Below are 23,661 nucleotides of genomic sequence, written 5' to 3'. Positions count from 1 at the left end.
TTTTTGCACTAAAATTCACCCTTTTGAGGGGAATTTATGCAGCTTTTACTTCTTAGCTTCGCTCTTAGCATGGATAGCGCAGCTCTAAATATGGCAAACGGAGCAAGGCATAAAAGTCTTGGCTTTGGCAAAATTTTATTTATCGCTTTTATGCTTGGCTTTTTTCAGTTTCTCATGCCACTTCTTGGCTATTTTCTAGGCATTAGCTTTGCTAAATTTATAAGCTCCATTGATCACTTCATCGCATTTTTAATACTTTATTTTCTTGGCTTTAAAATGCTAAAAGAGGCCTGTAGCAACGAAGCTGGCGAGTCATTAAGTATGGATATTAAGACCATTTTTGTGGGTGCATTTGCCACGAGTATCGACGCACTCGCCGTTGGTGTCACGCTTAGCTTTGAAGCAGTTAGTATATTTAAAAGTGCGCTCATCATCGGCGTAGTCTGCTTTGTGCTAAGCCTAGCCGCCTTTTACATCGGTAAATTTATGGGTGAAATTTTAGAGAAAAAGGCGCTTTTTTTAGGTGGCGCGATACTTATATTTCTAGGCTTTAAAATCCTAATCACCCACCTGCTAGAAGAGGGCGTGCTCTAAATTTCTATCTCTATGCCAACTGGGCAGTGGTCGCTACCGGTGATCTCTGGCAGGATAAATGCGTCTTTTAGCCTATTTTTTAGCCCTTGTGAAATGAAGAAATAATCAATCCTCCAGCCGACATTTTTCGCCCTTGCGTTAAAGCGGTAGCTCCACCACGAGTAAGCGTCTGCAATGTCGCCATTTACGGCTCTAAAGGTATCTATAAAGCCACTTTTTAGCACCTCATCTATCCACGCGCGCTCGATAGGCAAAAAGCCAGAAGTTTTGGCATTTGCCTTTGGATTTTTAAGATCGATCTCGCGGTGAGCGGTATTTACGTCGCCACAAAATATCACCTCTTTGCCGCTTTTTACAAGCTCTTTGCAGTAAGCTAGAAATTTCTCGTAAAAGTCCATTTTGAATGCCAGCCTCTCGTCGTCCTTTTGCCCGTTTGGAAAGTAGATGTTAAAAAGCACGATATCATCAAATCTATGCTCCAAAACTCGCCCCTCCGTGTCGTCAAAAAAGGCCGATTTTTGCGTTTGCACGTCAAATTTAGCAAGGCTCATCACGCCAGAGTAGCCAGCCCTTGCGCCTGAATTTACACTGATATCTTTAAAGCCAAGGTTGTAAATTTCTTTTGGCACATCATCTTCTTTTACCTTGATCTCTTGCAGTCCCAAAAAATCAGGCCTAACCTCATCAAGCCAGCCAAAGCCGTCTTTTGCCACGACTGCGCGCAGCCCATTTACGTTCCAGCTAATAAGTTTCAAATTTCATCCTTTTTTTAATTATAATTATGCCAAAAATCACAAAAAGGAAAGTTATGAGAAACCAGCCAGAGTATAAATTTTTTAAAAATTTTGGCTACGCAAGAGAGGGTTTGGCTGAAATTTTTAAAAACGAAAAGAGCTTTCGCATAGAAATTTGCATATTTTTGATAGCTACGATCTCGCTATTTTTTTGGAAATTTGACCTTATTTTTAATCTATTTTTGATCTTTAGCATGGCATTTGTGCTAGTTTGCGAGTGCTTAAACTCAGGTCTAGAGCGAGTGACTGATCTTGCAAGCCCAGACTATCACGCCCTAGCAAAGGCAGCAAAGGACGCTGGAAGTGCGGCCGTGATGATCGCAAATTTCTTATGTGGCTCGCTTTGGTGCGTAGCGATAGGATATAAAATTTGGGGCTAGAAAAAGAAATTTACAAGGCGCTTCTTGGCGAGAAAAAGGTAGAGATCATAAATTTACTTTGCGAGCTGAGCGATGAAAATGGCTTTATCATGCTTAAAATTTCAGACATTTGCGAAAAGCTAAATGTAAGCAAACCAACCGTGATAAGCACGTTTAAGCTGCTTGAAGAGAGGAAAATTTTTGAGCGAGTAAAAAACGGGGTTTATAGATTTAAAAATTTATAGTGGCAAGCAAGTGCCTGCCACCTCTTTCTAGCCGATAGTCTCAGCAGCGATCATACCAAATGTCAAGCAATCAGTTATAGCCACTGATCCTAGACGGCTGGCTCCGTGAACGCCACCAGTGATCTCGCCAGCTGCATATAAATTTGGTATAGGCATAGCTGTTTGAGAGTTCATGACTTGAGCTTTTGTGTTGATATTTAGGCCGCCCATTGTGTGGTGAACTTTTGGCGTGCCACGCTCTGCGTAAAACGGCGGAACTGAGATATCAATGCCCTTTGTCGTAGTCTCAACAACTGGCTTGCCAAAGTCCTCATCAACGCCTTTTTTAACAAATTCGTTGTATCTTGCGACTGTTTTTTTGAGCTCATCAACTGGGATCTTATACTCAGCCGCCAAAGCATCAAGTGTGTCAAATTTCTTGCAAATTCCAGCTGCGATAGCCTTTTCATAGTGAGCTGGAAGCATGTGAGGAAGGGCTCTTGAGTCGCAGAAGTTGATAGGGAAGTTTTTATCGTCTTCGCCTTTTTCATGAATGACTTTAAACATCGCTTCAGTTCTTGTCCTGCGGTCAGCTAGCTCGTTCATGTAGCGTTTGCCAGTTCTTGGATTGACTGAAATTCCAAACGGAAAAGAGCCATTTACGTTAAACATCGATCCCACGCCAAAGCCTGTCTCATCGGCACATCCCCAAGGTCCATACTGGATCCAGCTTGGCTGAACTGGATAAGCGCCCGCTCTAAATGCTGCTAGAAGCGCGCCTGCTGTTGAGCCTGGTTGGTTTGTCGAGTCTGTCTCAGGTGTGATCCTTGGATCTTGAAGGCGTCTAAAAATTTTATCCCTACAAAAGCCACCAGCTGCTAGTACGACGCCTTTTTTAGCTTTTATATATTTTGTATCGCCGCCTTTGTTTTCGACATCGTCACTCATCAAATTGCCATCAAATTTGTAGTTTTCTCTGACGATGACGCCCACAACTGCGCCCTTGTCGTCAAAGACGAAATCATCAAATTTTGTCCTTTTTTTGATCGACGCGCCTTCTAATTTTTCAAATGTCGCAGTCATAGGGAGCACGATGCCAGCGCCGCTGCCGACCTCTGTTTGAAGGCTTCTTGGCACTGAGTGACCACCTGCGTGAGTGATCTGATCGATATATTTTGCACCACAATCAAGTGTGAGCTTGTATGCATCTTGCGCTCTCTCGCCGATCTTTGCCAAAAGATCAACGTGGTTGATGCCGCGGCCTGCTTTCAAGCAGTCTTTGATAAATAGTTCGGTGCTATCTTTGATGCCAGCTTTCTTTTGCATGTCGCTATTTGGAACGGCAAAAATTCCGCCATTGATGACAGAGTTGCCACCTGTGCGGCCCATCTTTTCGATCAAAACGACTTTGTTGCCTTTTTTGGCTGATGTGACACCAGCAGCAAGAGCTGCAAAGCCTGAGCCGATGATGACTACGTCATACTCCTCGTCCCATTTGACATCTTTTTCGTTCATCGCGCTGGCCATTAAATTTGTAGCGCCCATGCCAAGTGCCGTGGCTCCGATAGCGCTAAATTTCACAAAATCTCTTCTAGATAAACCTGAATTTTTCATGCTCTCTCCTTTGAAGTAAGATATTCACTAACTAGATTATACGACTTTTTTATTAAAATAGTCTAATTAGTTTTTTAAATTAAACTTTATTAAAGCTAAATGCGATTAGAGCGTAGTTTGGTAATATTTATTGACACTATTTTTATTCAAATTTGACTTTAGATTTACGCTAGATAGGCATTTAAAGTAAATTTGGCATAAAGTTTGGAACTTTTATTTTTAAATTTAGAAAAAATAAATATTAATTAAATCTTCTGCTTTGAAAAATTTATGAGAGATTTTAGGATTTGGTTTTGGATATTAGCTTAAGTTTAGAAATTAGTTTAAAAGGAGAGGATCGGAGCAAATTTGCCCCGAAAATTATTTAACACCAACTATGATTTGAGTTGCTTTGATGATAGCAGTTACTTTGTCGCCTGCTTTTAAAGCTAAGTTATGAACTGACTCTCTTGTGATGATAGCTGAAATTTTGCTGCCGTTTGCATCGATGATAACCTCAGCATTTACAGCGCCGTCTTTTATCTCGCTAACAACGCCTTTGATTTGGTTTGTTGCGCTAAGCTTGATGCTGTCATCTTTTGAAACGATAACGCTTGAAGCTTTGAATAAAAATATAGCTTTTTTACCAACCTTAAGATCAAGAGCTTTTTCGCTATCAACTGTTACAGTTGCTTTTAGCACTTCACCACCTGCTAGTTTGCCAGCTATTAGCGAATTTACCGCACCTGTTCTTACTTCTGATATCTCAACATTTAGTTGATTTCTTGCACTTAGTGACATATTTTCTCCTTGTTTTGATTTAATGTTTGGGTATTATAGAGTATTATTGTTAATGTAAACTTATGATCAATTAATAAAATTTTTTAATATCACAAGTAAAGATTTATAATTTACCAAAGCCCAAAATACCGCACTAAATGAACTAAAATCTAAAAATTTAATTTAAATTATTTTTGAAAAATATATAAATAAATATTATTTTTTATTATAAAACAGACAAACTAAGATCGTTTCAAGATCAGATGGCTTTATATCTTAGTTTGTAGATTTTTGATTTTTAGTGATTTAGTAAGAATTTATAAATTTTAGGCTTAAATGCCAGCTTCAAGCATAGCTTCTGCTTGGTAGTGAGTGATAAGCGGCTCGATGATCTCGTCAAATAATCCTGCAGCCATGATCGCATCAAGGCGGTAAAGTGTTAAATTTATGCGGTGATCGCTTATGCGGTTTTGTGGGTAGTTATAAGTTCTTATCCTGCCTGAGCGGTCTCCAGTGCCAACCTGACTCTTGCGCTCGCTAGTCTCTTTAGCAAGTCTCTCTTGCTCTTGCATCTCGTAAAGTCTAGCTTTTAGCACCTTCATTGCAGCTTCTTTGTTTTTGTGCTGGCTCTTGCCATCTTGGTTTGTGACAACAAGTCCTGTTGGTATGTGCGTGATCCTAACGGCACTATCGGTTGTATTTACCGACTGACCGCCGTGACCCGAGCTTCTCATAACATCAACTCTTATATCATTTGGATTGATCTCGATCTCGCTGTCTTCGACCTCTGGCATGATAGCCACAGTCACAGCCGAGGTGTGCACCCTGCCCTGACTCTCAGTCTCTGGCACACGCTGAACCCTATGTGTGCCACCTTCAAATTTTAGCCTTGAGTAAGCGCCTTTGCCCTTTATGAGCACGATGATCTCTTTAAAACCGCCAGTGTTGCCCTCACTTTGGCTAACGATCTCAAATTTATATCCACGAAGCTCTGCATATCTGATGTAAGCGTTAAAAAGATCTCCAACAAATAGTGCAGCCTCGTCACCACCAGTGCCTGCGCGAATTTCTAAAAATATATTTTTGTCATCGTTTGGATCTTTTGGAAGAAGTAAAATTTTGATCTCTTCTTCAAGCTTCTCTCTTGAAATTTCTAAATTTTTAAGCTCATCTTTTGCAAGCTCGCCAAGCTCAGAGTCCTCAAGTAAGGCTTTATTCTCTTCGATGTCGTTTAGAATTTGTAGATATTTTTTTGCGGCAGTTGCGACTGGTTCGATAGATGATTGCTCTTTTGAGAGCTTTGTCATCTTTTCGATATCGTTTGCTATATTTGGATCGCTTAGAAGCGTAGAAATTTCATCATAGCGATCCAAAAATGGATGAAGTTTATCAGCAAACATTAAAATTTAATAGATTAAGCAGCTTTTAGAGTGTTTACTAATTGAGCAAGGCGACTAACGCGGCGAGCAGCAGTTTGTTTCTTCAAAAAGCCTCTACTTACGAAGCTATGGATGCTTTTGTTAGCAACTTTTAAAGCTTCATTTGCAGCATTTAGATCTTTAGCTTCTACAGCTACACGCACTGCTTTTGTGATGTTTTTAAGTCTAGTGCGGTAAAATCTGTTTCTTTCTGTTCTTTTTATAGTTTGTCTAGCTCTTTTTTCAGCAGATTTATGGTTTGCCATAATATACCTTTTTTGATAATTTTAGTCCGTGATTATATGAAAAATATATTTAATTGTAACTGAATTTAAGTCTGCTTTAAAACAAATAAAATTTTAGATTTTAAATTTGATAATTTCTGATAAAATAGCACCATTTTATAATAAAAAGGATAAATTGATGAAACTTTTTGGAACAGACGGAGTTCGTGGTAAGGCTGGCGAAAAGCTTTCAGCTCAGACATCTATGCGCCTTGCAATGGCTGCTGGAATTTACTTTAGAAAGACCTCAGCGACAAATGTGATTTTAGTTGGAAAAGATACTAGAAAAAGTGGCTATATGATCGAAACTGCCATTGTTGCAGGGCTAACTGCAGTTGGTTACAACGTCCTTCAAATAGGCCCTATGCCAACGCCTGCAATCGCATTTTTAACAGAAAATATGCGCTGTGACGCTGGCATAATGATAAGCGCCTCACACAACCCATACTACGATAACGGCATCAAATTTTTTGACAGCTTTGGCAACAAGCTTGATGAAAAAATAGAAGCTGAAATAGAGAAAATCTTCTACGACGACGAGCTCATCGCAAACGCCCAAAAAACGATGACAGAGATCGGTGCAAACAAGAGAATCGACGATGTTATCGGCAGATATATCGTGCAGATCAAAAATTCATTCCCAAAAGAGCTAAATTTAAAGAATTTACGAGTAGTTTTAGATGTGGCAAACGGAGCCGCTTACAAAGTCGCGCCAACTGTATTTAGCGAGCTTGGAGCTGATGTCATCGTCATAAACGACGAGCCAAATGGTAGCAACATCAACCAAAACTGCGGCGCACTTCACCCAGAAGATCTAGCAAGCGAAGTAAAAAGGCTTCGTGCTGACATCGGCTTTGCATTTGACGGCGATGCTGATAGGCTTGTCGTTGTCGATGAAAACGGCGAAGTGGTGCATGGCGACGCGATACTTGGCTCACTTGCAGCATTTTTACACGAGCAAAAGGCACTAAAAGGTGGAGCTATCGTGGCTACGGTGATGAGTAATGCCGCACTTGATGACTATCTAAAAGCTCACAAGATCAAGCTACTTCGCTCAAACGTAGGCGATAAATACGTGCTTGAAATGATGAAAGAAAATGGCATAAATTTTGGTGGCGAGCAAAGCGGTCACGTCATATTTAACGACTACGCTAAGACTGGCGATGGCCTTGTTACTTCGATGCAAGTAGTTGCTATGATGCTTAAAAAAGGCAAAAAAGCTAGTGAAATTTTTGGCGAGCTAAAGCCATATCCGCAAATTTTACTAAATTTAAAGATCACAGAGAAAAAGCCGCTTGATAAGATAGAGGGGCTAAAAGAGCTTGAGGCTAGCCTCGCAAAAGAGGGCATAAGATCGCTCTTTAGATACTCCGGCACTGAAAATTTGATCAGACTTTTGCTTGAAGGTAAAAATCAAACTTTAGTTGAAAAACGCATGGATGAAGTTGAGAAATTTTTTATAAAAGCCCTAAATGCGTAAAAATTTGATTAAATTTTTCATCGCATTTTTTCTCATTTTTATCGTTGATCAAGCGATAAAGATGATATTTATAGATGGTTTTTCGTGGGAGGGCGAGTTTTTCTCGCTAGTTCTTACATATAATAGGGGCGTTGCATTTTCGATGTTTGCCTTTTTAGATGAGTGGCTTAAATTTATCCAGATCGCCCTCATTTTAGGCGTTTTTGTCTATCTAGTCGTTGAAAAAAAACTGCTTTGCTCGCATGCCATTTGGCTTGGAGCTTTGCTAGGAGCTGGCAGCTCAAATATCACAGATAGATTTATCCATGGCGGCGTCGTGGATTATGTCTTTTGGCACAAGTGGTTTAACTTTGCGGTCTTTAACTTCGCTGATGTGATGATCGATCTTTGCGTCGTGATGATACTTTGGCAAAGTTTTAGAAAAAGGAGAGAGAGTGGGAAATAATATCTACGTCGCATACGCGCTTTGGCTACTTACTGGCTGGCTTGGAGCGCATAGAATTTACCTTGGTAAATTTATCACTGGCTTTTTGATGATGGGACTATTTTTCGTTGGCTACTCTACGTTTTATTTCATTATAGGCATACCATTTTTAATCATCTGGGGCATTTGGTGGATCATCGACGCATTTTTGGTTGGTGCTTATGTCGAGAAAAATTTACAAAAGGCCGAGCTAAAAGAGAGACTAAAACTAAAAGATAAAGAGGATGACTTAAAAAGGCTTTACGAGCTTTTTGAGAGTGGCGCCATCAGCAAGGCTGAATTTGAAGCTAGAAAAGAGATACTTTTTAGATAAGGAGACGTTATGGCAGAATATTATCTTTACTTAAAATACCTCCACTATTTGTTTTTCATCTCGTGGATGGCAGTGCTGTTTTATCAGCCAAGGCTCTATGTTTATCACGTAGAAAATATGGACAAGCCAGACTTTGTCAAAGTGGTTGAGGTGATGGAGTACAAGATGTATCACTACATCGGCTGGGTCGCACTCATCGGCTCATTTGTCACTGGTATATTGATACTTATCGCGATGCCTGATCTTATAAAAACTGGTCACATCCACGTTAAAATTTTAGTTGTCATCTTGATGGCTATCTATCACCTAGACCTTGGACGCTACATGAAGCAGCTGAAAGAAAAGCGCTGTAACAAAAGTGGCATCTTCTTTAGAGCTTACAACGAAGTGCCAACTATCGCGATGCTCATCATCATCTGGGTAATGATAGTAAATCCATTTTAAAGGAATTTGATGAAGAAATTTTTAGCATTTATCGCTTTGCCAGCGCTCTTGCTCGCAGCAACTCAGTATTTTGAGCCGATGCAGATAAAATTTGACAACAGACTCTACTCGCTAGCAGGCTCAGCCAAACCTGTGCCAAATTTATTCACTCAGGAGTATTTGCTTCCTGGCGAGAAGATAGATAGTTTTAGCTACATGCTCTCGCTAAATACCCTTAAATTTGACGCTACGCCAGAGCAAGCGGTCGAGCAAAAGATAAATGATCTAAAAGAGCTAAAAGCAAAAGGGCTAAAAGTGGCCTATAAAAAGGGCTCGCTGGCAAATGAAATTTATCTTGATATCACGATATTTTCAAACCTAAATGGCGTGCCAACAGCCGAGCACTCGATATATCGCTACACCAAACAAGGCGGAAATTTAGTCCTTTTTACCATCCAAAGGCGTGCTTATAAAAAAGAGGGTATTCAAAGATTTGCTACAAATTTCACGATCGAGTCGCAAGACTTTAGCAAAAAAGCCCTAGCCACACCTTTCCCACAAATCGTCAGCAAATAAAGAAATTTGAGTGTAAATTTAGCCTTTTGCACTCAAATTTTAAAACCAGACTTAACAAATTTATCTAAAAATAAAACGAATAGTTATATGATAAGAAAAACTCAAAAAAGGATAGCCTATGATACATAAAATTCTTATCGCAAATCGTGGTGAGATCGCAGTTAGGATAGTCAGAGCTTGTAGGGATTTACACATCCAAAGCGTAGGAATTTACACAGCGCCAGATAGCGAGTGCTTGCATGTAAGGATCGCTGATGAGGCCTATCAAGTGGGCGAAGATCCGATCAAGGGCTATCTTGACGCCAAAGCTATCGTAAAGCTTGCAAAAGAGTGCGGAGCTGATGCGATACACCCAGGATACGGCTTTTTAAGCGAAAACTACGAATTTGCAAAGGCAGTTGAGGACGCTGGACTTATATTCATCGGTCCAAAGGCTGAAGTCATCAAGAAAATGGGCGACAAAAACATCGCTAGATATCTAATGAAGAAAAACGGCATACCGATAGTGCCAGGCACTGAAAAGCTAAATGATGAGAGCATGGACGCCATAAAAGAGCACGCTAGACGCATCGGCTACCCTGTCATCTTAAAAGCAAGTGGTGGTGGTGGTGGCCGTGGCATCAGGGAGGTCTGGCAAGAAGAAGATATGCAAGATGCCTTTGAGTCGTGCACCAGAGAGGCTAAGGCATACTTTAACAATGACGAAGTTTTTATGGAGAAGCTTGTCGTCAATCCTCGCCACATCGAGTTTCAAATTTTAGGCGATAACTACGGCAACATCATCCACCTTTGCGAGCGTGACTGCTCTATCCAAAGGCGCCACCAAAAGATCATTGAGATCGCACCTTGCCCATCAATCAGTGAAAATTTAAGAAAGATCATGGGTGTGACCGCAGTGGCTGCTGCAAAGGCTGTGGGCTACTCAAACGTAGGAACGATCGAGTTTTTACTAGATGACTACAACAACTTTTACTTCATGGAGATGAACACCCGTATCCAAGTGGAGCACGGCATCACCGAAGAGATCACAGGACATGATCTTGTCGTTAGGCAGATAAGGATCGCAGCTGGTGAAATTTTAGAGATCGAGCAAAGCGACATCAAACCACGCGGCTACGCGATAGAAGCAAGGATCACGGCTGAGAATGTCTGGGAGAATTTCATCCCAGCACCAGGCACGATCGAGGGCTACTACCCAGCTCTTGGCCCATCTGTGCGCGTCGATAGCCACGTCTATAAGGACTACACCATACCGCCATTTTACGACTCGCTTATCGCAAAACTGATCGTCAAAGCAACCGACTACGATCTAGCGGTAAATAAGCTTGAAAGAGCACTTGAAGAATTTACCATCGAGGGCGTACGAACTATCATCCCATTTTTGCTAACGATCAGCAAAAGTAAGGAATTTAGAAGGGGATTTTTCGATACTAGCTACGTTGAGAAAAACTTAAAAACTATCCTTGAAAACACCTACGACGATATGAACAAAGAGCCAAACGACGACCTAGAAGAGGTCATCGTAGAGGCGATAAAAAGATATAAAAAGAAGAGATAAATTTATCTCACTATGGCTTTGGCGATAAATTTCGCCAAGGCTAAATTTCCGCGCAAACTGCGTAAATTTTAGCTCCGTCATTTGCCACAGCGTAGAGCCTGCCACCACTTACTAGCATGATCTGATCTGTGCTAAGTCTAAATTTCTCAAACTCTATCTCTTTTAATAGCAAACCATCTTTAGCGCTTATCAAAACTGGCTTATTTTTGCGGTTTGCGAGCAAAATTTGACCCTCGACCCAAACAAAATGCTCCGTGCCGCTGGTTTTAAACTTAAACACCACCTCGCCACTTTTTGCATCCACAGCGTATAGATCTCCGCCCTTACCAGCGGTGCCAAAGTAAAGCACCCCATCATTCAGGCAAACTTGTGTGTAGAGATATGCACCAAGCTTTAGCCGCCAGATGGTCTTGCCTATCCTTGCGCCCTGCTCTTTGGGCGGCAAATTAGCGTTTAAATTTTCATCTTTTGCTTTGCTTTTGAGCTCTGCGCCGTCCAAAATTTCTTTACACTCCATCATAAATGGCGAGCTCATGCGCACGCAAAAACCATCAAATTCATACGTTTTAGCGTCGTTATATATCTCTTTTACAGGCTCATGAGCAACGCCAAGCTCGCTCATCTGCCCGTTACTTATCTTTATAAGCTTTGCTGGGGAGTTTATGTAGCCCTTGTAGTATCTAGTATTTAGCACGAAGTAGCCATTTTCTGGGTAGCAACGCGCATTGCTAGCTATGAAAATTTCTCTTTGTTTGTAGGTAAGCACTGATCTTTTATGCTCGCTAAAGTCGCGTGAAAATGTATCTAGTAGCACGTAGTTTGGCGTTAGTTTTTGAGCTATCTCTAGCTCGCTAGGCACCCCAAAAGCAAAATGAACAAATGCAATGCGCCCATTCATCTCGTAAATGCCAGTTACGCCGTGTCCGCGAAACTCCACGCCAGGCATATCAAGAGGATATGATCTAACCACGCTAGCTCCTTAAATTTATGGCGATTATAACCCAAATTTCAAAGCGCACTGGGCTAAATTTGATAAAATTTGCCAAATTTAGCAAATTTAAGGAGCGATATGTTTTTAAAATTAGACGAGATCGCTAGAAAACTAGATCAAATTTTCTTGCCACTAGAGCAAGAGGGCATGAGCGGTATGAGACTTTTGCCACAAAAGGACGCTTCGGCGCTTATGCAAGCACAAAAGAGCCTTGGCGTAAATTTCCCAGCTAAATTTTTAGAGTTTTTAAGCAAATTTGAGCTTGGCAACTTTGAAATTTTCAATGTCAGCTTTGGCTCCAGAGGCGACTACGCAAGCGAGCTAGTGCGCCTAAACAGCGTAGATGAGTTTGGTGGCAAATGGTGGAGTGGCGAGGCTCGCCCAGCAAATTTGATAGTTTTTGCCGTGGGAGATCCTTGGATATTTTTGCTTGATTGCACAAGTGGTGCGGTCTATGCGTGGCTACTTGGAGATAAAAAGCTTTGCAGCAGGCGCGTTGCGAGTGACTTTGAAAAATTTTTCATAGCGATTGCTAGTACCTATATAGCAAGGCTAAATGACGAAGCCCTGCCACCAGCCAAGCAAATCCTAAATTTTGTCCAAGCAGACGACACAGCACTTGATTTTTGGCAAGAGATGGCGCAAATTTAGTAAATTTAGGCTCACTCTAGCCAAATCCTCTTTTATAAATTTATCCTAGCAACCAAAGCAAAAACCATTTTTTATAAATTTAGTTTCGATATGTAACACTCATTGCCCAAAATAAAAATATTAAAATATCTTTAAATAAAAATTTTTTCTAGCCGAGCTAATATTTAACTACAAAAAAAGGAAAAAGGAGCAAAAATGAGCGAGTACATCGAACAAACGATGGAGTGGATAAAGAAGACCAACCCAGGTCAAGGCGTCTTCGTCCAAGCTGCGACTGAGGTTTTAAACAGCCTAGAGCCGCTTATCAAAAGAGAGAGCAAGTACCAAAAACACGCGATCCTAGAGCGCATCGTCATCCCTGAGCGCACGGTGATCTTTCGCGTGACATACACGGGCGATGATGGCAGACCAAAGGTAAATAACGGCTACCGCGTGCAGTTTAACTCAGCCGTTGGCCCATACAAAGGCGGTCTAAGGCTCCACCCAAGCGTCGATCTTGGCGTGCTAAAATTTCTTGGATTTGAGCAAATTTTCAAAAACTCGCTCACTGGCGTAAATATCGGCGGTGCAAAAGGCGGCAGCACCTTTGATCCAAAGGGCAAGAGCGAAGGCGAGATAATGCGCTTTTGCCAAGCATTTATGAGCGAGCTATATCGCCACATCGGCAACACCGTGGATGTGCCAGCAGGCGACATCGGCGTGGGCGCTAGAGAGATCGGCTATATGTTTGGCCAGTATAAAAAGCTAACTGGCAGATTTGATGGCATCCTAACTGGCAAGGGGCTAAACTGGGGCGGCAGCCTAGCGCGCACAGAGGCCACTGGATACGGACTGGTATATTTCACTCAAAACATGCTAAAAAAAGCTGGACTATCACTTGAGGGCAAAAAATGTAGCGTCAGCGGTAGCGGAAACGTCGCCATCTACACAGTCGAAAAGCTCTATCAAGCAGGCGCACTGCCTATCACCGTCTCTGACTCAAACGGATACGTCTATGACGCTGAGGGCATCGATCTAGCGGTACTTAAAGAGCTAAAAGAGGTGAAGCGCGCTCGCCTTAGCGAATACACAAAATTTAGACCAAATGCAAAATACGTAAGCGTAAGCGAGTATAAAGAGGGCAGAAACGGCGTCTGGGACGTGCCATGCGACGGAGCCTTCCCGTGTGCGACACAAAATGAGCTTCACCTAGCTGACATAAAAGTGCTTTACGCAAATGGCTGCCGCTTCGTGGCTGAGGGTGCAAACATGCCAAGCACGCTTGATGCGATAAATTTTATGCTTGCGCAAAAAGACTTTCACTTTGCGCCGGCAAAAGCAGCAAACGCTGGTGGCGTGGGCACAAGTGGCCTTGAGATGATGCAAAATGCCGGCATGACTTCGTGGAGCTTCGAGGAGGTCGATCGCAGACTTCATGGCATAATGAACCACATCTTTGAGCTAAGCTACGAAACGAGTAAAGAGTTTGGCGATGAGGGCAACCTAGTGCTTGGCTCAAATATCGCTGGCTTTAGAAAAGTGGCTGATGCGATGATAGATCAAGGATATGTGTAGGCCAATTTGGCTCTGTAAATTTACGTCCAAGCTAAATTTGGACGTAAATCAATATAAGGCTGGCTGGGGTTTTTAGCCAAAATGGAATTTGCCTTTTGCACGGCAAATTTTACTAGCAAGCTGGCAAATTTACGCTGCTTTGAAGCATTTTATACGGTGTGTATAGAGTGTTTTTTGAAAAATTTTTGCTGGCGTGGCGGATGTGGATTTGAAGCTTGGCTAAATTTCACTAGGGTGGCGAGCAGATCACTTTTTTAGAGCTTGTAGTATAAATTTTGCTAAAAGAGCTGATATGACGGCAAATGGTGGAGTGGCGAGGTTTGTGCAGTAAGATTGAAAGTTTTTACTGTGGAGCATCCTGTGGATATTTTGCTTGATTGCACGAGTGGTGCGGTCTATGCGTGGCGGCTTGGCGACAAGAAGCTTTGTAGCAGATGTGTCGCAAACGAGAAATTTTCATAGCGCTTGCAACTTCGACATAGTAAAGCTAAATAACAAAATCCTGCCAAGAAATGAACAAGACCTAAAATTTCTCAAGCAGATAAAAAGCACTTTTTTGACAAGAAACGGCTTATGAAATTTAGTAAATTTAGACTCATCCAGCCTAAATTCTCTTTTATAAATTTAAGCAGATAGCAACAAAGTATTTGCCTTTTGGCAAGAGATAGTTAAATTTTATAAATTTAAGCCATAACAAGCAATTTTCTTATCAAATTTACTCCAACAAGGTGGCTTTACCCAGTCAAATTTCAGCACAGCATCCATGCGAGCGATAAAAAATAGAACAAATTCCAGCAAGCAAAAATTAAAATTTTATAAATTTAAGCTATAAACAAAGAAATTTCTTGCTAAATTTAGCTCCAAATAAAATAAAAGCAGTCAAAAGATTTGCAAAGGGCACTTATTAAAGCTATATTTCTCTCGTCAAGTTCAGCAACCTATTAGATGAAATTTAGCTCACGGCACTCGCACACACACCATAAATCTACAAACTCACAAGAAGTTCAAATTTACTTTACTAGATGACACTTGCTTGGTCAAATTTCAATAAAGTAACCCACGCTAGCGATAGCAAAATAATTAAATTCTGCTAAGCAAAGATTAAAATTTGATAAATTTAAGCTACAAATAATCAAGTTTCTTACCAAATTTAGCTAGATATTAGGCAAAATTTAGTTTAAAACACTCGCACAAGCAATTTAAATTTACAAACTCACACGAAGTTTTAGCGCAGCACGCATGCGAGCGATAACAAAGCGAATAAATTCCAGTAAGTAAAAATCAAAATTTACTAAATTTAAGCCGCGCCTAAAATCATCCTACAAAATTTAACCGCAAACCACATCAACCGCAAACGCTATCGCGTAAATTTAGCAGATATAAAAATGATAGAATTTTTGAGAAATAGTTATTTGTGAGTTTTTGTATTAAAAATTTAATGAAAAAGAGCAAGCCCTAGCCTGCTCTTTGTGAGAATTTAACCCTTTTTTGGAGTTACAAGCATATTTACATAACGACCTTCTATTATAGGCTCTTTGTCGCGGTCAGCCTCATCTTTGATCATCTCCCAGACCTTCTCAAGCATGGCTACGCCAGCTTCTGGGGTGCTCATCTCGCGACCCTTTAAAAATACACGAAATTTAACGTGTTTGCCATCTTGCAAAAACTCGCTTGCGTGTTTAACCTTGTAGTTGATATCGTTTTGGGCGATCTTGACAGAGAGTTTTATCTCTTTTATCTCGATGGTTTTTTGCTTTTTCTTGGCCTCTTTTTGCTTTTTCTCTTGCTGATAGCGGAATTTACCATAGTCCATTATCTTGCAAACTGGCGGCTTCGCATCTGGCGCTATAAGCACTAGATCAAGCCCAAGCTTATTTGAGATCTCTAAAGCCTCATCTCTTGAGATGACACCGTATGCCGTGCCATCATCCCCTACACATCTTACCTCTCTCGCCCTTATGTCCTCATTGAGCAATACTTCATTTTCCTTACTCAAAAATGTACCTCACTAAGTTTCTCCTTCGTTAAATTTATAAATTCCGCCAAGCTCATATCGCTCTGCGTCCTAGCCTGTCTGTCGCGCAACGCAACGCTCTTGTTCGCTACTTCGTTGTCTCCTAGCACGACTATCATAGGCACCCTTTGTTTTTCTGCCGTTCTTATTCTCTTATTTAAACTCTCGTTTTTACTTGCGATTTCGCTATCGACGTTGATCTTTCTTAGCTCGCGTGAAATTTCTTTTGCGTAGTCTAAATGCGCGTCGCTAATAGGCACGATGACGACCTGCGTAGGAGCTATGAAAAATGGTAGCTCGCCAGCAGTGTGTTCAAGTAAAATTCCTATAAATCTCTCAAAACTGCCAAGCAAGGCTCTGTGAAGCATTACAGGGCGCTGTCTTTCGTTATTTGCGTCGATGTAGCCTAGATCAAAGCGCTCTGGCAAGTTAAAATCCACTTGTATCGTGCCGCACTGCCACTTTCTCTTAAGCGCGTCAGTGATCTTAATGTCGATCTTTGGTCCATAAAATGCGCCGCCGCCCTCGTCGATGCCGTATTTAAAGCCATTTTCATCAAGAGCTTCTTTTAGCGCTTTTGTAGCAGTTTCCCAAATTTCATCGCCACCGATAGCTTTGGCTGGCTTGGTTGATATCTCCATCTCATAGTGGAAGCCAAAATTTTCCATTATCGTGCCAGCAAATTTTAAAATTTCTAAGATATTTTCTTTTATCTGGCTTGGCATACAAAAGATATGTGAGTCATCTTGTGCAAATTCGCGAACCCTGAAAAGTCCGTGAAGCACGCCGCTTTTCTCATGGCGATGCACGACGCCGTACTCGAAAAATTTAAGCGGCAGATCGCGGTACGAGCGGATGTCACTTTGATAGACTTTGATGTGACCAACGCAGTTCATCGGCTTGATGCCATACTCTGTCTCATCGATCGTTGTAAAGTACATATTTTCTTTATAGTTTGCGTAGTGGCCGCTTCTTCTCCACACATCAGCCTTTAAAAGCTCAGGACCACGCACTGGCTCATAGCCGCGGTCGCGGTGGGCTTTGTATAAGAGCTGCTCTAGTTTTGATCTTAAGCGTCCGCCATTTGGTAGCCAGATAGGCAAACCACCGCCCACTTCTTCATCAAATGTAAATAGCTTCATCTCGACGCCAAGCTTTCTGTGATCGCGCTTTTTAGCCTCTTCGATGATGCGGATGTGCTCTTTTAGGCTCTCTTTGTCTGCGTAAGCTGTGCCGTAAATTCTAGTTAGCATCTCACGGCTCTCATCGCCGCCAAGATATGCCCCAGCCACGCGTGTGAGCTTGAAGAATTTTAAAAATTTAGTATTTGGCACGTGTGGTCCGCGGCAAAGGTCTTCAAAATCGCCTTGTGCGTAGCTGCTCACTTCACCATCTGGAATTCTTTTTAAGACCTCTTGTTTCAGATCGTCGTTTTTAAATTTCTCACTCATATTAGCTTTGGTTGAGCAGGTTTTAACGATGTCAAATTTCTTCTCAGCAAGCTCTTTCATCTTATCTTCGATCGCTGCTAGATCGCTCTCGCCTAGCTTCGTGCCCTCATCATCAACTCTAAAATCATAATAAAATCCATCTTCTACGTTTGGTCCGACAAAGAATTTCGCCTTTGGATAGAGTGATTTGATAGCTTGTGCCATGAGGTGTGCACAGGAGTGTCTGATAACGTGTAGTGCCTCTTTTGAGTTGTCAAAATAGATAGGCTCAGCACTACTCTCACGCCCTGCGATACTTTGAGTATCGACTATTTCGCCATTTAGTTTGTATGCGATGATATCGCTCATTGTTTTTCCTTATATCAAATTGTCTTTTTTACGATAAAAGAACGATTAAGGATTTTATCAAAATGGGCTTTAAGCTAAACTTAATAATTGCTAAGCAAATTTTTATAAATTCTTTTTAAATTTAGTAAAATTTGAGCCAAAATTTTTGGATTTTAAAATATATTTTTTTATATATAAAGATAAATATCCCTAAAATATGCATATTTTATCAATATAGTTTATTATATTTTAAGATTATACTTGATAATATTTGCTCCTGAAATGAATTTAGCAATTTCTCGTCTTTGCATTACTTAAATTCATTTTTCTCCCGACTAATTTAGTGCTAGGAAGTGGTTAGCCTAGCACTTTTCTTTTGCAAATTTAACAAATACTGGCTTTACTATCCTAGCGTAGTCTTTTGCGTTTAAAACGACTGATCTATCAAGAAGCCCTGCATTAAAGGCGATCTCCTCGTTTCGCTCTAGCAAACTCTCATCCACAACAAGGTGCAAATTTTTATGAAAGCTAAATGGCGGAACCGAGCCAAATACGCAATCAGCCAAGGCCGTAACCTCATCTGGGCTAGCAAGGCTTGCTCTTTTACCATCAAATTTCTGAGTAAGCGCGTCAAGATCAGCCTGCTCGTCAGCTGGTAAGACAGCGAGCAAGTAAATTTTACCAGCCTTCATCACTGGCTTTTCATCATCTAGCAAGTAGCCATCTAGCACATTTTCGTCTTTAAAAATTTCTCTAAAATTCGCTTCATCTACACCCTTTATAGAGCAGACCAGCGCCTTTGCACCCTGACTCATCTTCGTGCCCCTTATCTTAGCGACCTCCTCTGAAGTCCTAGCGCTCTAATGCTCTATCACTCTAAATTTAGCCCCATTTTTGCTAAGAAGCTCGTGGATTTTATTAAAAATTTGCTCTGACACCGCTCTTTCCTTTGGATAAATTTAGTTAAAATTATACCGCTAAAACCAAAAAAGGGCAGGAAAATGCAGATAAATTTAGATGACGTAAAGATCGAGCCAAGCTGGAAAGAGGTGCTAAAAGATGAGTTTTTGAGCGAAAATTTCGCTCGCATCAAAGAGAATTTCTTAAAAGCAAAGAGCGCTGGCGTCGTCTATCCACCAAGCGGGCTTATATTTAACGCATTTAATCTAACTCCATTTCACGCCGTAAAGGTCGTCATCCTAGGCCAAGACCCATATCACGGCGCAAATCAAGCCATGGGACTAAGCTTTTCAGTGCCAAGTGGCGTGCGAGTGCCGCCAAGCCTTGTGAATATCTATAAAGAAATTTACGCCGATCTTGGCATAAAAGAGCCAAATAGCGGCGATCTTACAAAGTGGGCAAAGCAAGGCGTGCTGCTTTTAAACTCTACTTTAAGCGTAAGTGCTGGAGCGGCAAATTCTCACGCTAGCTTTGGCTGGCAGGGCTTTACAGACGCCGTCATAAGAAAGATTAGCCAAAATTTACAAAACGTAGTTTTTATGCTCTGGGGCAACCCAGCCAAGGCAAAAGCGCCGCTAATAGACGCCAGCAAGCACCTCATCTTAGAAGCAGCCCACCCAAGTCCGCTAGCTCGTGGGGCGTTTTTTGGCTGCAGGCACTTTTCAAAGGCAAATATCTACCTAGAAAACCACGGCAAAACGCCCATAGAGTGGGACTTAAACGCTAAAATTTGAGCTATTTTTTAAGCTCAGCAAGAAGTTTATTTACCTTTTCAAGCTTGCTTTTGCAAAATTTCTCATCGTTATTTTGCATTATCATCGCCTCTTGACCGACTTGTCTTTGCTTAAACTCATCAAATTTAAGCTCAAAAAGCCTTAGCGCCTTCTCATCACCCGCAAGCTTCTTGCTCTCTTTGACATAAAGCTCGTCAAGATAGAGCCTGCTTTGCTTGACATACTCCTTGCAAACCTCGCTTGCACCAAATAAATTTACGCCCAGTAAAAGGGCAAAAATGGCAAATTTTTTCATATTTTTCCTTGAAATTTTTGCGTTATACTAGCCTTTAAGCACTTAAATTTTAAAATATTTTGCAAAAAAAGGATGAAAAATGAGGCGAAAAGATAGAGAGCTTGGTCGCGACGAGGCGCTTAAGATCATCGATAACTGCGAATACGGCGTGATCTCATGCGTGGATGATGAGGGAGAAATTTTTAGCGTACCTATCTCGCCTGTTAGGGTTGGTGAGAGCATTTTTGTGCATGGAGCGAGCGCTGGCAGCAAGGCAAAACTGCTTCAAAATGGGCGAAAAGTGGAGTTTGTCTGCGTTAGTTTCAACAAAGTCCCACACCTAAATGATAGCGAGCTAGAAATGATAAAAGACGACGGCAAGGCGCTTGGTGGGAAGGTCTTTACGACTGAATACAAAAGCGCCATCGCAAAAACAAGAGCCTACGAAGTGACAGATGAAGCCAAAAGATATGAAATTTTAAAAATTCTCAGCCAAAAATACACCGCCTACGCGATGAGCACCTTTGACGTGGCGGCCGAGTATGGGCTAAAAAATATGAAAATTTACGAGCTAAAAATAGAGAGCCTTAGCGCGAAGGCCAAAATTATTCACAGTTGATGTTATTTTTATCTGGTAAGAACTAAATTTTTAAAACAAGAATAAATTAACCCCCCCCCACCCTTATAAAAAAAGAGAGAGACGAAAATCATTTATATGTAGTCTGTGATAACCTACTTCATTTAGTTGATTTATCTTGTGTATCTTTAAAAAGCTTAGCAAATCAAAGCTTTATATCTTTTTTAAGTAAAATTGTGTCATTTGCAGGGTGCCTTTGTTTTTTTGACAAACTTGTATACTAATTTAAAATACTCCTTAAATAAGGACAAGCAAAAGAAATAAATTTTTATGGTTGCTTAAAAATATTAGAGATTATTAATAACCTCTAATATTTTATTAAATTTATGTAATTATAGTTTCCCTAGTCGCTAGTCCCAAGTAAGCGTCCAACTACCTTCTTTTGTTATAACTTCTGCTTCCAAAATTTTATTACAAGTAGTAGCACGTTTTTTGCTATTGCCATATTGCAATTTCATTGGAAAAAGTTTTTCTCTTTTTCCAGTAAATGGGTCTACACCAGCGTTAATAGAACAATTACCTCTATTTAATTTTATATCTTCGATAACTAAATCATTTGATAAGGAGGTTATTTCGATAACTGCGTATGGTACTTTAAATAAACGATCTATTTCCGTGTAATACGACATTTTAACGGGAATTTCATTGGCATTAACCTGATAGCTTATTAATAATAAAAATAGCGCAAGTATAACTTTTTTCATTTTATTTCCTCACAAGAAATTATTTCAATATCAACATCTTTTCCAAATTGATATTTTATTTTATCTTTTGCCTCGTCGGCATTGTTAGCTGAAACCACAGTCGTAGTTCTTGAAACTAAACCACACTTCCTATACATTATTCTGTACCTTTTCACAAACTCAACTCCTTTTATACTAAGATATTTTAAATTATAGTTTATCAATACTTAAATTACTCTTTATCAATAATTTATCTACATATAATCATAAGAATTTTAAAAATAGAGAATTTTATGAAAGTTGCACAAAGAATAAACGAGATACTAAAAGAGAAAAATATTAGCAAAAGAGAGCTGGCAAAGCGTCTGATAAATCTTGATATGAAAGCTTCAAGGACCGGCGAGATACCTACAGAATCAAGCATATATGCCTATCTAAATGGTAATATAGAAATAAAAGCCGATATGCTTCCTTTTATTGCTGATGCACTTGGCGTATTTGAGCAAGAATTCTTTTGTAATGATAAAAACCAAAACGATAAAATTTTAAAACGCCTCTATAACGACAATGAATTAAGTTGCAAGTATAAAGACATTATAGAACTTTTAGAATATCTATCACCCAAGAGCCTTGAAATTCTTAAAAGTTCTCTCAATCAAAATAGACAAAATGTCGAGAAATTAAACCTAATCTTAAAGCAAATTGCTAAGTAACACCAAAAATTTAACTATAATACTTTGAAATTCAAAGGAGTAAATTTGAGCTCACTTGCGCTGATGTTTAGACCAAAAAATTTAGATGAAATTTGCGGTCAAAAGTCGGTTAAAGCGGCATTTTTAAAATTTATAGCCACAAGCAAGATACCGCACTCCATATTTTATGGTCCAGCAGGCTGTGGCAAGACGAGCTTTGCAAGGGCTGTGGCAAGTGGGGCAAACTACGACTTTTACGAGTTTGACGGCGGAAATTTAAAGATAGATGACTTTCGCAAAATTTTAAAAAACTACGAAAACGCCCTAAATAAGCCACTCTTTTTCATAGACGAGATCCACAGGCTTAGCAAAACCCAGCAAGAAGCACTGCTCATCCCCATGGAAAACTACAAAGCCCTAGTCATCGGCGCTAGCACAGAAAATCCCTTTTTCACGCTAAGCTCAGGCATCAGAAGCCGCTCGATGCTCTTTGAGTTTAGACCGCTTAGCAGTGGCGATTTTGAGGAGCTTCTTGGCAAGATAAGAGAGCAAATTTCATTTAGCATTGACGAGGAGGCGAAGGAGTATCTCTTTAAAAGTAGCGGCGGTGACGCAAGAGCTATGCTAAATTTACTAGAATTTGCCATCACGCTTGATGAAAATGTGAGCCTAGAAAATTTAAAAACACTTCGCCAAAACGCCCTAAAAGAGGGGGCAAAAGAGGACGACACGCACTACGAGCTAGCAAGCGCTTTTATAAAAAGCCTGCGTGGAAGCGACGAAAACGCCGTCATATACTATCTCGCAAGGCTCATAGACTCTGGCGAGAGTGCGGACTTCATCGCTAGAAGGATGGCGATATTTGCTAGCGAAGACATCGGCAACGCAAACCCAAATGCGCTAAATTTAGCCGCAAGCACGCTTAGCATCGTAAAAGAGATAGGCTTTCCGGAGGCTAGGATCATATTGGCTCAGTGCGCCGTCTATCTAGCTAGCTCGCCAAAGTCAAACTCCAGCTACAACGCGATAAATGCCGCTCTAAGATACGTGCAAAGCGAAGAAATTTTAAAAATCCCGCCATATCTAAAAAATCACACAAAAGAGAGCAAAGACTACCTTTATCCGCATGATTTTGGCGGCTGGGTCGAGCAAAAATACCTAGAAAAACCGCTCGTTTTTTACAAAAGCAAGGGCATAGGCTTTGAAAAAACGCTAAATGAGTGGCTAGAAAAGATAAGGTCAAAGGGCTAAATTTAGGCTTTACTCTTTTAAATTTAAAAGGGCTGTTTTAAGAATGAACGAGCAAAATTTAACATATATCGCAAATTTAAAGATAAAAGACGTGCCATGGGATAGACTAAGCTGTAGTTACGGCACGGCAGAGCTTTTTGCACAAATTTTAAACACACTTGCAAAGGCTGTGACAAAGTCTAAATTTGATGAAAAAGAGCTTAGCGAGCTGCTTGATGATATCTTTGGTGAGTGTGAATATCAAGAGACATTTTGGCACGCAACGCCATTTGCGCTCGTTTTTTTAGTGCGAATTTATAAAAGTGCACTAGGCGAAAAAGGCGAAGCAGCTAAATTTATCTCGCGTAAGCTTGAACTCTTTTTTAAATTTATGCTTGAAATTTGTGAGAAGCTAGAGCATCTTGAGCACGCAAAGCCACTTACTAAAATGGAGCAAATGCTAGAGCCAAAGTATCTTGAGATCGTTGATCAAGACGAGCTAAGCTATGACGATAGGCTATTTTACAGCTTTTATTACTATTCAAACATGGTTTTGCAGGGCGTTTTTGCAAAAATTTAGCTT

29 protein-coding genes and 1 pseudogene are annotated in these 23,661 nt (G+C 40.6%); 18 read left to right on the top strand and 12 right to left on the bottom strand.

Translation table 11 applies throughout. From position 1 onward, the window contains the following. Positions 1-36 precede the first annotated feature (36 nt). Positions 37-594 carry a manganese efflux pump MntP family protein gene (locus CVS81_RS04885; RefSeq protein ID WP_107965269.1) on the top strand — a complete coding sequence of 186 codons (558 nt, stop codon included), beginning with the start codon at positions 37-39 and terminating at the stop codon, positions 592-594. On the opposite strand, the gene CVS81_RS04880 is transcribed toward CVS81_RS04885, so the two are convergent. Then, entirely contained in the window at positions 591-1,349 is a 759-nt protein-coding gene (locus CVS81_RS04880) for an exodeoxyribonuclease III (RefSeq protein WP_107965268.1), read from the bottom strand. The genes CVS81_RS04885 and CVS81_RS04880 overlap by 4 nt on opposite strands. 53 nt (positions 1,350-1,402) lie before the next feature. Between CVS81_RS04880 and CVS81_RS04875 the strand changes: the two genes are divergently transcribed. Continuing rightward, a complete protein-coding gene (locus tag CVS81_RS04875; RefSeq protein WP_107965267.1) occupies positions 1,403-1,768 on the top strand; it encodes a diacylglycerol kinase in 366 nt (121 codons plus the stop codon). Next, a complete protein-coding gene (locus CVS81_RS04870; RefSeq protein ID WP_103609522.1) occupies positions 1,759-1,992 on the top strand; it encodes a replication/maintenance protein RepL in 234 nt (77 codons plus the stop codon). Before CVS81_RS04875 ends, CVS81_RS04870 begins: the two co-directional genes overlap by 10 nt. Positions 1,993-2,019: 27 nt before the next feature. Here the strand turns inward: CVS81_RS04870 and CVS81_RS04865 are convergent, their stop codons facing one another. From CVS81_RS04865 to rpsT, 4 genes are all read right to left on the bottom strand, one after another. Then, positions 2,020-3,585, bottom strand: coding sequence for a flavocytochrome c (locus CVS81_RS04865; RefSeq protein WP_103635905.1), 1,566 nt, complete (start codon positions 3,583-3,585; stop codon positions 2,020-2,022). Between the two features lie 360 nt (positions 3,586-3,945). Next, a complete protein-coding gene (locus tag CVS81_RS04860; protein WP_107965266.1) occupies positions 3,946-4,365 on the bottom strand; it encodes a TOBE domain-containing protein in 420 nt (139 codons plus the stop codon). Between the two features lie 311 nt (positions 4,366-4,676). Continuing rightward, positions 4,677-5,744, bottom strand: a complete 1,068-nt coding sequence (gene prfA / locus CVS81_RS04855) for a peptide chain release factor 1 (protein ID WP_004317452.1) — start codon at positions 5,742-5,744, stop codon at positions 4,677-4,679. A gap of 14 nt (positions 5,745-5,758) precedes the next feature. Then, the gene (rpsT, locus tag CVS81_RS04850; protein ID WP_004317319.1) at positions 5,759-6,028 is read right to left on the bottom strand and encodes a 30S ribosomal protein S20; all 270 of its coding nucleotides are present in this window, start codon (positions 6,026-6,028) and stop codon (positions 5,759-5,761) included. Between the two features lie 157 nt (positions 6,029-6,185). On the opposite strand from rpsT, the gene glmM reads away from it, so the two are divergent. The 6 genes from glmM (at position 6,186) to CVS81_RS04820 (ending at position 10,880) form a co-directional block, all read left to right on the top strand. Then, positions 6,186-7,526 carry a phosphoglucosamine mutase gene (gene glmM, locus CVS81_RS04845; RefSeq protein ID WP_087585081.1) on the top strand — a complete coding sequence of 447 codons (1,341 nt, stop codon included), beginning with the start codon at positions 6,186-6,188 and terminating at the stop codon, positions 7,524-7,526. Continuing rightward, positions 7,519-7,971, top strand: coding sequence for a signal peptidase II (gene lspA / locus CVS81_RS04840; RefSeq protein WP_107965265.1), 453 nt, complete (start codon positions 7,519-7,521; stop codon positions 7,969-7,971). Before glmM ends, lspA begins: the two co-directional genes overlap by 8 nt. After that, on the top strand, positions 7,961-8,323 hold the full coding sequence (locus CVS81_RS04835) for an NINE protein (protein WP_107965264.1): 363 nt from the start codon (positions 7,961-7,963) through the stop codon (positions 8,321-8,323). The genes lspA and CVS81_RS04835 overlap by 11 nt, the downstream gene beginning before the upstream one ends. A gap of 9 nt (positions 8,324-8,332) precedes the next feature. Further along, on the top strand, positions 8,333-8,767 hold the full coding sequence (locus CVS81_RS04830; protein WP_004317437.1) for a CopD family protein: 435 nt from the start codon (positions 8,333-8,335) through the stop codon (positions 8,765-8,767). Between the two features lie 9 nt (positions 8,768-8,776). Further along, the gene (locus CVS81_RS04825) at positions 8,777-9,322 is read left to right on the top strand and encodes a hypothetical protein (protein ID WP_103633322.1); all 546 of its coding nucleotides are present in this window, start codon (positions 8,777-8,779) and stop codon (positions 9,320-9,322) included. A gap of 118 nt (positions 9,323-9,440) precedes the next feature. After that, on the top strand, positions 9,441-10,880 hold the full coding sequence (locus CVS81_RS04820) for an acetyl-CoA carboxylase subunit A (RefSeq protein WP_004317286.1): 1,440 nt from the start codon (positions 9,441-9,443) through the stop codon (positions 10,878-10,880). Between the two features lie 40 nt (positions 10,881-10,920). Here CVS81_RS04820 and CVS81_RS04815 read toward each other — a convergent pair whose 3' ends face one another. After that, positions 10,921-11,850: a PQQ-binding-like beta-propeller repeat protein gene (locus CVS81_RS04815; RefSeq protein WP_107965263.1), complete on the bottom strand. Its 930-nt coding sequence runs from the start codon at positions 11,848-11,850 to the stop codon at positions 10,921-10,923. A 99-nt stretch (positions 11,851-11,949) separates the two neighbouring features. Between CVS81_RS04815 and CVS81_RS04810 the strand changes: the two genes are divergently transcribed. The 4 genes from CVS81_RS04810 to CVS81_RS10125 all read left to right on the top strand — a co-directional run bounded on the left by CVS81_RS04810 (position 11,950) and on the right by CVS81_RS10125 (position 14,538). Continuing rightward, complete coding sequence (locus CVS81_RS04810; protein WP_107965262.1) at positions 11,950-12,522, top strand: SMI1/KNR4 family protein; 573 nt, start codon at positions 11,950-11,952, stop codon at positions 12,520-12,522. Between the two features lie 195 nt (positions 12,523-12,717). Next, positions 12,718-14,076: an NADP-specific glutamate dehydrogenase gene (gdhA, locus tag CVS81_RS04805; protein ID WP_004317349.1), complete on the top strand. Its 1,359-nt coding sequence runs from the start codon at positions 12,718-12,720 to the stop codon at positions 14,074-14,076. Positions 14,077-14,157: 81 nt separating this feature from the next. Further along, a complete protein-coding gene (locus tag CVS81_RS09775) occupies positions 14,158-14,334 on the top strand; it encodes a hypothetical protein (RefSeq protein ID WP_159070964.1) in 177 nt (58 codons plus the stop codon). 75 nt (positions 14,335-14,409) lie between these two features. Further along, complete coding sequence (locus CVS81_RS10125; protein WP_265094470.1) at positions 14,410-14,538, top strand: hypothetical protein; 129 nt, start codon at positions 14,410-14,412, stop codon at positions 14,536-14,538. A gap of 1,015 nt (positions 14,539-15,553) precedes the next feature. Here CVS81_RS10125 and infC read toward each other — a convergent pair. The 3 genes and pseudogenes from infC to CVS81_RS04780 all read right to left on the bottom strand — a co-directional run bounded on the left by infC (position 15,554) and on the right by CVS81_RS04780 (position 18,806). Next, entirely contained in the window at positions 15,554-16,072 is a 519-nt protein-coding gene (gene infC, locus CVS81_RS04795) for a translation initiation factor IF-3 (protein WP_009295104.1), read from the bottom strand. Further along, positions 16,069-17,889 carry a threonine--tRNA ligase gene (thrS, locus tag CVS81_RS04790; protein WP_103581238.1) on the bottom strand — a complete coding sequence of 607 codons (1,821 nt, stop codon included), beginning with the start codon at positions 17,887-17,889 and terminating at the stop codon, positions 16,069-16,071. Before thrS ends, infC begins: the two co-directional genes overlap by 4 nt. Before the next feature lie 341 nt (positions 17,890-18,230). Beyond that, a pseudogene (locus CVS81_RS04780) lies at positions 18,231-18,806 on the bottom strand (YbaK/EbsC family protein). Between the two features lie 63 nt (positions 18,807-18,869). On the opposite strand from CVS81_RS04780, the gene ung reads away from it, so the two are divergent. Continuing rightward, the gene (ung, locus tag CVS81_RS04775) at positions 18,870-19,562 is read left to right on the top strand and encodes a uracil-DNA glycosylase (protein WP_107965260.1); all 693 of its coding nucleotides are present in this window, start codon (positions 18,870-18,872) and stop codon (positions 19,560-19,562) included. A 1-nt stretch (position 19,563) separates the two neighbouring features. Here the strand turns inward: ung and CVS81_RS04770 are convergent, their stop codons facing one another. After that, positions 19,564-19,857 (bottom strand): hypothetical protein, encoded by a 294-nt coding sequence (locus CVS81_RS04770; RefSeq protein WP_107965259.1) that lies wholly within the window; start codon positions 19,855-19,857, stop codon positions 19,564-19,566. A 79-nt stretch (positions 19,858-19,936) separates the two neighbouring features. Between CVS81_RS04770 and CVS81_RS04765 the strand changes: the two genes are divergently transcribed. Continuing rightward, complete coding sequence (locus CVS81_RS04765; protein WP_107965258.1) at positions 19,937-20,455, top strand: pyridoxamine 5'-phosphate oxidase family protein; 519 nt, start codon at positions 19,937-19,939, stop codon at positions 20,453-20,455. A 368-nt stretch (positions 20,456-20,823) separates the two neighbouring features. Here the strand turns inward: CVS81_RS04765 and CVS81_RS04760 are convergent, their stop codons facing one another. Both CVS81_RS04760 and CVS81_RS09770 read right to left on the bottom strand, forming a co-directional pair. Further along, positions 20,824-21,177: a hypothetical protein gene (locus CVS81_RS04760; RefSeq protein WP_107965257.1), complete on the bottom strand. Its 354-nt coding sequence runs from the start codon at positions 21,175-21,177 to the stop codon at positions 20,824-20,826. Then, entirely contained in the window at positions 21,174-21,332 is a 159-nt protein-coding gene (locus tag CVS81_RS09770; RefSeq protein ID WP_159070963.1) for a hypothetical protein, read from the bottom strand. The genes CVS81_RS04760 and CVS81_RS09770 overlap by 4 nt, the downstream gene beginning before the upstream one ends. 117 nt (positions 21,333-21,449) lie before the next feature. Between CVS81_RS09770 and CVS81_RS04755 the strand changes: the two genes are divergently transcribed. The 3 genes from CVS81_RS04755 (at position 21,450) to CVS81_RS04745 (ending at position 23,658) form a co-directional block, all read left to right on the top strand. Beyond that, on the top strand, positions 21,450-21,869 hold the full coding sequence (locus CVS81_RS04755; RefSeq protein WP_107965256.1) for a helix-turn-helix domain-containing protein: 420 nt from the start codon (positions 21,450-21,452) through the stop codon (positions 21,867-21,869). 63 nt (positions 21,870-21,932) lie between these two features. Further along, positions 21,933-23,099, top strand: a complete 1,167-nt coding sequence (locus tag CVS81_RS04750; protein WP_234399524.1) for a replication-associated recombination protein A — start codon at positions 21,933-21,935, stop codon at positions 23,097-23,099. 43 nt (positions 23,100-23,142) lie between these two features. Continuing rightward, on the top strand, positions 23,143-23,658 hold the full coding sequence (locus CVS81_RS04745) for an ATP-dependent DNA helicase RuvA (protein WP_107965254.1): 516 nt from the start codon (positions 23,143-23,145) through the stop codon (positions 23,656-23,658). Positions 23,659-23,661: the final 3 nt, after the last annotated feature.

Source organism: Campylobacter concisus (assembly GCF_003049065.1).
Classification (GTDB): domain Bacteria; phylum Campylobacterota; class Campylobacteria; order Campylobacterales; family Campylobacteraceae; genus Campylobacter_A; species Campylobacter_A concisus_BE.
This window is presented reverse-complemented; position numbering and strand designations above follow the sequence as displayed.

What these genes read in the sequence shown, in the direction of transcription:
- CVS81_RS04885 (WP_107965269.1), top strand. Translation starts at nt 37, where the DNA reads ATGCAGCTTTTACTTCTTAGCTTCGCTCTTAGCATGGATAGCGCAGCT.
- CVS81_RS04875 (WP_107965267.1), top strand. Translation starts at nt 1,403, where the DNA reads ATGAGAAACCAGCCAGAGTATAAATTTTTTAAAAATTTTGGCTACGCA.
- CVS81_RS04865 (WP_103635905.1), bottom strand. Translation starts at nt 3,585, where the DNA reads ATGAAAAATTCAGGTTTATCTAGAAGAGATTTTGTGAAATTTAGCGCT.
- CVS81_RS04860 (WP_107965266.1), bottom strand. Translation starts at nt 4,365, where the DNA reads ATGTCACTAAGTGCAAGAAATCAACTAAATGTTGAGATATCAGAAGTA.
- prfA (WP_004317452.1), bottom strand. Translation starts at nt 5,744, where the DNA reads ATGTTTGCTGATAAACTTCATCCATTTTTGGATCGCTATGATGAAATT.
- rpsT (WP_004317319.1), bottom strand. Translation starts at nt 6,028, where the DNA reads ATGGCAAACCATAAATCTGCTGAAAAAAGAGCTAGACAAACTATAAAA.
- glmM (WP_087585081.1), top strand. Translation starts at nt 6,186, where the DNA reads ATGAAACTTTTTGGAACAGACGGAGTTCGTGGTAAGGCTGGCGAAAAG.
- lspA (WP_107965265.1), top strand. Translation starts at nt 7,519, where the DNA reads ATGCGTAAAAATTTGATTAAATTTTTCATCGCATTTTTTCTCATTTTT.
- CVS81_RS04830 (WP_004317437.1), top strand. Translation starts at nt 8,333, where the DNA reads ATGGCAGAATATTATCTTTACTTAAAATACCTCCACTATTTGTTTTTC.
- CVS81_RS04825 (WP_103633322.1), top strand. Translation starts at nt 8,777, where the DNA reads ATGAAGAAATTTTTAGCATTTATCGCTTTGCCAGCGCTCTTGCTCGCA.
- CVS81_RS04820 (WP_004317286.1), top strand. Translation starts at nt 9,441, where the DNA reads ATGATACATAAAATTCTTATCGCAAATCGTGGTGAGATCGCAGTTAGG.
- CVS81_RS04810 (WP_107965262.1), top strand. Translation starts at nt 11,950, where the DNA reads ATGTTTTTAAAATTAGACGAGATCGCTAGAAAACTAGATCAAATTTTC.
- gdhA (WP_004317349.1), top strand. Translation starts at nt 12,718, where the DNA reads ATGAGCGAGTACATCGAACAAACGATGGAGTGGATAAAGAAGACCAAC.
- CVS81_RS09775 (WP_159070964.1), top strand. Translation starts at nt 14,158, where the DNA reads ATGGAATTTGCCTTTTGCACGGCAAATTTTACTAGCAAGCTGGCAAAT.
- thrS (WP_103581238.1), bottom strand. Translation starts at nt 17,889, where the DNA reads ATGAGCGATATCATCGCATACAAACTAAATGGCGAAATAGTCGATACT.
- ung (WP_107965260.1), top strand. Translation starts at nt 18,870, where the DNA reads ATGCAGATAAATTTAGATGACGTAAAGATCGAGCCAAGCTGGAAAGAG.
- CVS81_RS04770 (WP_107965259.1), bottom strand. Translation starts at nt 19,857, where the DNA reads ATGAAAAAATTTGCCATTTTTGCCCTTTTACTGGGCGTAAATTTATTT.
- CVS81_RS04765 (WP_107965258.1), top strand. Translation starts at nt 19,937, where the DNA reads ATGAGGCGAAAAGATAGAGAGCTTGGTCGCGACGAGGCGCTTAAGATC.
- CVS81_RS04760 (WP_107965257.1), bottom strand. Translation starts at nt 21,177, where the DNA reads ATGAAAAAAGTTATACTTGCGCTATTTTTATTATTAATAAGCTATCAG.
- CVS81_RS04755 (WP_107965256.1), top strand. Translation starts at nt 21,450, where the DNA reads ATGAAAGTTGCACAAAGAATAAACGAGATACTAAAAGAGAAAAATATT.
- CVS81_RS04750 (WP_234399524.1), top strand. Translation starts at nt 21,933, where the DNA reads ATGTTTAGACCAAAAAATTTAGATGAAATTTGCGGTCAAAAGTCGGTT.
- CVS81_RS04745 (WP_107965254.1), top strand. Translation starts at nt 23,143, where the DNA reads ATGAACGAGCAAAATTTAACATATATCGCAAATTTAAAGATAAAAGAC.